The organism is Thiocapsa sp. C2-2m (assembly GCF_041903745.1).
Classification (GTDB): Bacteria; Pseudomonadota; Gammaproteobacteria; order Chromatiales; family Chromatiaceae; genus Thiocapsa; species Thiocapsa roseilacustris.
Window position 1 is genome coordinate 1 of sequence record NZ_JBBWVD010000082.1, and the last position, 6,414, is coordinate 6,414.

Consider the following 6,414-nt stretch of genomic DNA (forward strand, 5'->3'; position numbering starts at 1 on the left):
TCCAGTGGTGTTTCTTGCCGTCGACCTTGGCCTTACCTTCGACCGTGAAGTGCTTCTCGCTGTCGCTCAACTGGACGGCCGTGGCGTCGCGCAGGTCGCTGATGCCGTATTCGCTGCGGATGCGGTTCTCGCAGTCTTGGACCGCATCATCCGTACCTTACGCGAAAGCAGCGACGGGCGCGGCGAGTGCCAGGGTCATCACAACCGTTGCGGGTGTCTGGATAGGACGACTTGGTTGCATGTCGGTTGCCTCTGTCTGGGGTAAATCCTGAAGTCAGGCTGTCGCCGCGCGCGAGTCCGGTGGTTTGTCGGTCATCCGGACCGCCGGCGAGCCCATCGGCGAAATCGGTTGTCGGCGCACTTGACTCGGTGATTGTAGAGGCTGCCCGCATACGGAAACATCGGGACTAATCCGTCGGGAATTCCCTGACCGGGAAACCGGGGACAGACCACGGTTTCCTGATATCACTCGGTGCATCTGTGCGCGCGGGACAACGACCTATCGGTAGACATGCGGAACGGCCTTTGAGATGCGACCAACGGTGGTTTCGTCCAAAGCCGTGAACGCTTTCAAAAACAGATAACGAAGACGGTCGTTCGGCGCACTTGGCCCGACGCTTCCGGCCGAACGCGGAAAGAGTTAGCTAGCCGACGCCGATCAGCTCGATCTGCCGATATAACCCAGAAATCGTGGCATGTACCTGGTATTTCCCCAGAAACCGTGGTCTGTCCTTGGTATTTCCGCCGGCCGGTCAACCCCGCGATCCCCGACGGCGGCAAAGGGTCGCCGTCGCGCAGATACCGAGCTTCTCGCCGAGCAGCCGCAGATGATCCGCGGCGAATCCGGTGATGCGCCCCTCCCCGACCGGAATCAACCAGGGTGCCTACTCGTCGCCGACGCCGAGTCGGATTCGCGGGTGGGCGTCGAGCCAGGGACGTTCAGCGGGGGTCAGCAGGTCCGGAAGGTTACCGGCGGCGACGATGGCTTGGGCCAGAAACAGCCAGAGGAGACCCATGACGAGAAGCGTCTTCGTCACCCGTCGGCGATCGCGTGCAGGGCTCTGAATGGCACGTCTTGTTCGGTCGTCAGGCTCCGGAGACGTCGCACACACCGTTGGCGCCGTGCTTACCGGTATAGGTGAGCGAGACCGTCTCGTCCGTGTTCATGGAGATGGAGAGCGTGATCCCGGCACCCGTAGCTTCGAAATAGTTGTCGTTGAACCTCTTGAGCTTCGCCTCCTTGCCGTTCAAGTAAACCGGCCCTCCCTCGTCAGCGTGAACCGCGATGTCGCCCGGACAGGTGCCGTTGAAGAACGGGACACCGGCGTTGGCGGCTCCGGCCAGGGACAAGGCGGCGATGGTGACGGCGATCTTCTTCATGGACATCAGCCTTGTTTTGTGTTGTTGAGCGGGAGTGCAGTTCACCGCAGCGTCGGACATGCAATCAGAGTGCGGAAGCAACTACGACCGCGGGTTCCGTGCCATGCCGGGCGACGGCCGCCGGAACGGAACTAGGTAAACTGCCTCTAGAATTCTGATCTCTTTTTAGATTACGTCAATATTGACGTGCGCGATTTTTGACGCAATACTGCCGACATCCTGTATCAAAGGGGCACCGGGGCGATGTCGATCAGATTAGGCAGCAAAGCGGATGGGGAGGCGTTCTTCGATCGCGAGCATGAGCGGGATGACCTCTGGCGCCATCTGGAGGACAACCACGTTGTTCTCAGTGGTCCGAGACGTCTCGGCAAGACCTCGCTGTTGCAGCGGCTGGCAGACGGGGCAGCGGGACAAGGGTGGGTTGCAAAGCTCGTGGATGTGGGCGGAGTCGACACGCCGGCAGGCTTCATCGATGCCCTCAACCGAGCCTTGCCGGACGAGACCATCGCGGGGCACCTGCGTGGCGCAGGTGAGGCGCTCGGCGCTTGGATGTCTCGGCTGCGCAAGGTCGATGTGACGCTTCCCGGTGGCGTGGGCGGCGGCATCGAGCTTCAGGCCCCGCCGGATGCTGCCTGGTCACAAGATGCACGGCGCTTGCAGGAGCGGTTGTCCGAGGCCCCGGTGTTGTTGCTGGTTGACGAGGTTTCGGTCTTCGTAGAGAAAGCCCTGGCGCGCGACCAGCCCGACACGGTCAGGTTGCTTGCCTGGCTGCGTGCGTGGCGGCAACAAAGCGGCTTGGTGTGCCGCTTCCTCTTTTCGGGGTCCATCGGGCTCAATGCGCTGCTCGCCCGTCATGGCCTGGGGACCTATTTCAACGACTGCTTCGACTACCGGCTCGGTCCCTTCAAGGACCGGGCGGCGCTGGAGATGCTCGCCATCCAGTGCGAGCGGGAAGGCTGGGTGCCGGAGCCCGAGACCTTGCCCTATCTCTGCGGCCGCGTCGGCTGGCTCTCGCCCTTCTACCTCAACCTGCTGCTGGACTCATCCATGTCCGCGGCGCAGGATCGCACGCAGGAGACCGGCGCAGAGGCGCGCAGGCTCCTGACGACCGATGTGGACGACGGCTATGACCGGCTGCTGGCGGTGCGCTCCCGCTTCATCCACTGGTACCAGCGCCTGGAACGGGACCTGTCCCCCATGGACCTCCCCTTCACCCTGCGCATCCTGGGATCGGTGGCGACATCCGAACAGGGACTGACCCGCCGCCAGTTGCTGGCGCGCCTGAGCAAGTCGGAGCCGGACCCGGACCGGCGCGCGTCCCGGCTCGAGCAGGCCATGCTTGGCCTGGAGGAAGACGGCTACCTGGACGCATCCGGTGAGCGCATCCAGTTTCCGTCCTTCATCCTCCGCGATTACTGGCGCCGCAACCATGGCCGCTGATTCCATCCCGCTCCGAGCGGCCGCGGCTGCGGGGGTCCCCCTCAACGCCACGGTCAAGTACAACCCCCATCTGTGGGGACCTGAAGAGCTGCGGTCCATTTTCGTGATTCGCATCCGGGAGCTTCGGGAGCTGCTGGATCGGCTGTGCGCGACCCCGGACGCCAGCGCTCCCCAGCACCTGCTGGTCACCGGCCCCAGGGGGATGGGCAAAACCACACTGCTGCGCCGCCTGGCACTCGCCGTGGAGGATGACCCGGAGCTGTCGAAGCGCTGGGTCCCGGTGACCTTCCCGGAAGAGCAATACACCGTCAGCACCCTGGCCGAGCTGTGGCGCAACGTCCTCGATGCCCTGGCCGACACCTTGGAGCACCAAGGCGCATCGAACGATGAGCTGGGCCGGCTGGACGGCGAGATCCGCCGCATCGGCGAACTCCCGGCGGACGCGCGGGAGTCCGCCGCCTTGGAGAGCTTGGGGGACTGGATTCGATCCAACGGCCGGCGCCTGCTGCTGCTCATCGACAGCACCGACCTGCTTCTGTCCAACCTGGCCGGGACCGCCGAGCCCGGCGCGCCAAAGGCCGCCAAGGGCAAGCAATCCGGCCAAGGGCCTAGGGCTACCAAGATCGACGGCGGTGCGACCCCCTTGTGGCGGCTGCGCGGCACACTTTCCCACGATCCCGGACTCTTCTGGCTCGGCGCCAGCTATCAGGCGCTGGAGACCGAGCACGCCTACCAGGACGCCTTCTGGGACTTCTTCGAGCTCCTGGAGCTTCGCCCCCTGCAGGTCGCCGAGATGCGCGAGGCCATGCTGGCCCTCGCCCGTACCTTCGGTGCGGGGCGCGGACTGACGGGGGAGGACGCCGAGCGGGAGATGGCCCGCACCCTCGACGCCCGCCCGGAGCGGCTCAAGGCCCTGCGCGCCATCACCGGCGGCAACCCGCGCACCACCGTGATGCTCTACGAGCTCTTCGCCGCGGGCGGGGCGGACGATGTCCACAGCGACCTGCGTCGCCTCCTGGATACCATGACCCCGCTCTACAAGGCGCGCATGGAGGCCCTCTCCGACCAGGCCCGCAAGCTGCTCGCCCATCTGATGGAGCATTGGGCGCCGATCTCGGCCCGGGAGCTGGGGCAGGTGTCGGGCATCGCCACCAATACCGTCAGCGGCCAGTTGGGCCGGCTCGAGGCGGAAGGGTTGGTGGAGAAGGCGACGCTGGCGGGCACCAAGCGCACTGGCTACCAGGCCAGCGAGCGCCTGTTCAACGTCTGGTACCTGATGCGCTATGCCTCGCGACGGCTCCGCCAGCGCCTTACCTGGCTGGTGGAGTTCATGCGGCTTTGGTACAGCGGGGACGAGCTGATCGATCTGGCCCGCCAACGGGCGAGCCAGCACGGCGGAGGCCGCCTGTGCCGCAGCGAGCAGCTCGAGTTCTCTCGGGCCTTGAGCCTCGCCCTGCCCGATGGCCACGCCGAACATTACCGCCTGGACTGGGCCGTCTTCCGCGCCGCTCGCCGCACGGCGGAGCGCACCTACGCCGACCTCGGCGAGATTTTCGAGCTGGACGGTGAGGATCGGGAATATGCCACGGCCGACGACTACCTGCCTCGATTCGATGCCCTCGACACCCGCCTCGCACTGTGTCGTCATCTGACGGACGACACCCGCGGGCCGTGGATCGAGGCCGTGAAGTCGAGCCTGTCCCTGACGCTCCCCGAGAAGGAGCACCTCGCGGATGCTGCCAAGGATCTCACCGAGCCGGAATACCGCGAGCGACTCAAGGCGTTCCAGGACGAACGTGACCGGTGGGCGCAGGACCATGGGGAGGCCGCGGCCGGCGCCGTGCGGGATGCCGTGCTGGCCGGCCATTTCTTTCCGGACTGCCCCGACTCCAAGCTCGCTCATAACCAGATCATGGGGTGCTTTGGCGAGTCCCCGAAGGCCATCGCCCTTGCCCTCCGTCTCCTTGTGCGGAATCACCAGGATACCTGGTGCGAGAAGGTCGTGCGGCATGCCTTGGACCTGGACGCTGGGAGTGCCCGGTCGTGGAACAACCTGGGCATGGTCCTGAGCAAGCAGCCCGGCCGCGGGGACGAGGCGGAGGTTGCCTACCGCTGCGCCGCCGGGCTGGACCCGGAATACGCCTGGCCCTGGAACAACTTGGGATTCTTGCTGAGCGTTCAGCCCGGCCGCGGGGACGAGGCGGAGGTCGCGTATCGCCGCGCCGTAGAGGTGGACCCGAAGAACGCGCGGACCTGGAACAACCTCGGTGTCTTGATGAGCGCGCAGCCCGGCCGCCGGGACGAGGCGGAGGCCGCCTACCGCCGCGCCGCCGAGTTGGACAAGCAGTTCGCCGGGCCCTGGAACAACCTCGGTGTCTTGCTGAGCGCGCAGCCCGGCCGCGGGGACGAGGCGGAGGCCGCCTACCGTCGCGCCGCCGAGCTGGACCCGCAACACGCCCGGTCGTGGAACAACCTCGGCCTCTTGCTGAGCCAGCAGCCCGGCCGCGGAGACGAAGCGGAGGCCGCCTTCCGCCGCGCCGCCGAGCTGGACCCCGCGGATCCCTGTCCAGTGGCAAACCTGGCACGCTTGCTGGCGGCCCTGGGACGACACTCAGAGGCGAGTGCGGCCTACCGACAGGCCGTCGCGCTGGCCCAAGCGTTGGACGAGCAGGGTGCCGGGACCGAGCGGCCGCCGTTAAACTGCGGCTTCGGGCATGCCCACCTGCTGCTCCAGGCCCAGCTCTGGCTCGGCAACCGCGACCTGGCCCACCAGGCACTTGATCGCCTGACTCACGCCGCCGCCGCAGGGGATCAGGACGCCTTCTACCGCCTCAATGAGCAGGCCCGCGAGTGCCGGCACATCGGCCTAGGCTCGTCTCTCAAGGAGCTGATGGAGGCCAGCGCGTGGGCGGACTTTCTGCAACCATTCGCACTCGCGTTGGGTGCCGCCGCTGCGGATGACCCAGAGAACGCCCTCGCAGGTGCCCCCCCGGAGCTGCGCGCCCTGGCCGAGGAGATCCTGGCGGAGCTGCGGCTTGACCCAAACGCAGCCGATGATCAGTCGGCTCGGCTTGGGCCTCGCGGTTGACGATCCGAAAGCGCCAACAAACCAGAGATCAGTTGAAATGGGCGGCCCCGACCGCGCCCCGCAAGACCGATCGACAGGTCAAGAGTCCTCGGGTCTCAGGAGGAGGTAACGCCGGAACCGATCGGATTCCTCACCGGCGCCCTGCCCTTCGTATCCAACGGGCGGGAGGCCAAGCCGGGCCATGTCGGCGATGGAGAAGACCCGGCCGCGCTGCTCGCTGGTGATGCGCGCATCGCACTGTCGGGCGAGGCCGGCACCTTGCGGGGTGCCTTGCCGCAGGCCCAGGGTCTTCATCGGGGCTGAATCGCAGACGGGTCAGTATGCGAGCACTTGGTCCACGACGAGCCGCCAACCGGCCTCGCCCGGCTCCAGGCGGTATTGCAGTTGCCGCATACCGCCGGTGGGCTCGGTGTCGCTGTCCCCGTCCCGATAGATCGGAAAGCGGCGCAGGAGTCGGCCTTCACCCACGGCGAAGGCGTCCCGGCCCCGGTAGCCGACCGTTGCCC

The 6,414-nt window shown here is 66.5% G+C and carries 7 protein-coding genes; 3 read left to right on the top strand and 4 right to left on the bottom strand.

Annotation, left to right across the window (positions count from 1 at the left end):
• A partial coding sequence (locus AADX97_RS28265) for a hypothetical protein (RefSeq protein WP_374238695.1) occupies positions 1-265 on the top strand: 265 nt, incomplete at its 5' end.
• 619 nt (positions 266-884) lie between these two features.
• Here the strand turns inward: AADX97_RS28265 and AADX97_RS28270 are convergent.
• A complete protein-coding gene (locus tag AADX97_RS28270) occupies positions 885-1,037 on the bottom strand; it encodes a hypothetical protein (RefSeq protein ID WP_374232082.1) in 153 nt (50 codons plus the stop codon).
• Between the two features lie 49 nt (positions 1,038-1,086).
• Positions 1,087-1,380, bottom strand: coding sequence for a hypothetical protein (locus tag AADX97_RS28275; protein WP_374232081.1), 294 nt, complete (start codon positions 1,378-1,380; stop codon positions 1,087-1,089).
• Positions 1,381-1,623: 243 nt separating this feature from the next.
• Here AADX97_RS28275 and AADX97_RS28280 point away from each other — a divergent pair, with 243 nt between their 5' ends.
• Together AADX97_RS28280 and AADX97_RS28285 are read left to right on the top strand one after the other, a co-directional pair.
• Positions 1,624-2,820 carry a hypothetical protein gene (locus AADX97_RS28280; protein WP_374232080.1) on the top strand — a complete coding sequence of 399 codons (1,197 nt, stop codon included), beginning with the start codon at positions 1,624-1,626 and terminating at the stop codon, positions 2,818-2,820.
• On the top strand, positions 2,810-5,908 hold the full coding sequence (locus tag AADX97_RS28285) for an AAA family ATPase (RefSeq protein ID WP_374232079.1): 3,099 nt from the start codon (positions 2,810-2,812) through the stop codon (positions 5,906-5,908). Before AADX97_RS28280 ends, AADX97_RS28285 begins: the two co-directional genes overlap by 11 nt.
• A gap of 78 nt (positions 5,909-5,986) precedes the next feature.
• On the opposite strand, the gene AADX97_RS28290 is transcribed toward AADX97_RS28285, so the two are convergent.
• The gene (locus tag AADX97_RS28290; protein ID WP_374232078.1) at positions 5,987-6,202 is read right to left on the bottom strand and encodes a hypothetical protein; all 216 of its coding nucleotides are present in this window, start codon (positions 6,200-6,202) and stop codon (positions 5,987-5,989) included.
• A gap of 21 nt (positions 6,203-6,223) precedes the next feature.
• Positions 6,224-6,414, bottom strand: a 191-nt coding sequence (locus AADX97_RS28295; RefSeq protein ID WP_374238600.1) for a hypothetical protein, incomplete at its 5' end; no start/stop codon positions are given.

Excerpts from the sequence above, each read along its gene's own strand:
- AADX97_RS28275 (WP_374232081.1), bottom strand. The coding sequence starts at position 1,380 with ATGAAGAAGATCGCCGTCACCATCGCCGCCTTGTCCCTGGCCGGAGCC.
- AADX97_RS28280 (WP_374232080.1), top strand. The coding sequence starts at position 1,624 with ATGTCGATCAGATTAGGCAGCAAAGCGGATGGGGAGGCGTTCTTCGAT.
- AADX97_RS28285 (WP_374232079.1), top strand. The coding sequence starts at position 2,810 with ATGGCCGCTGATTCCATCCCGCTCCGAGCGGCCGCGGCTGCGGGGGTC.
- AADX97_RS28290 (WP_374232078.1), bottom strand. The coding sequence starts at position 6,202 with ATGAAGACCCTGGGCCTGCGGCAAGGCACCCCGCAAGGTGCCGGCCTC.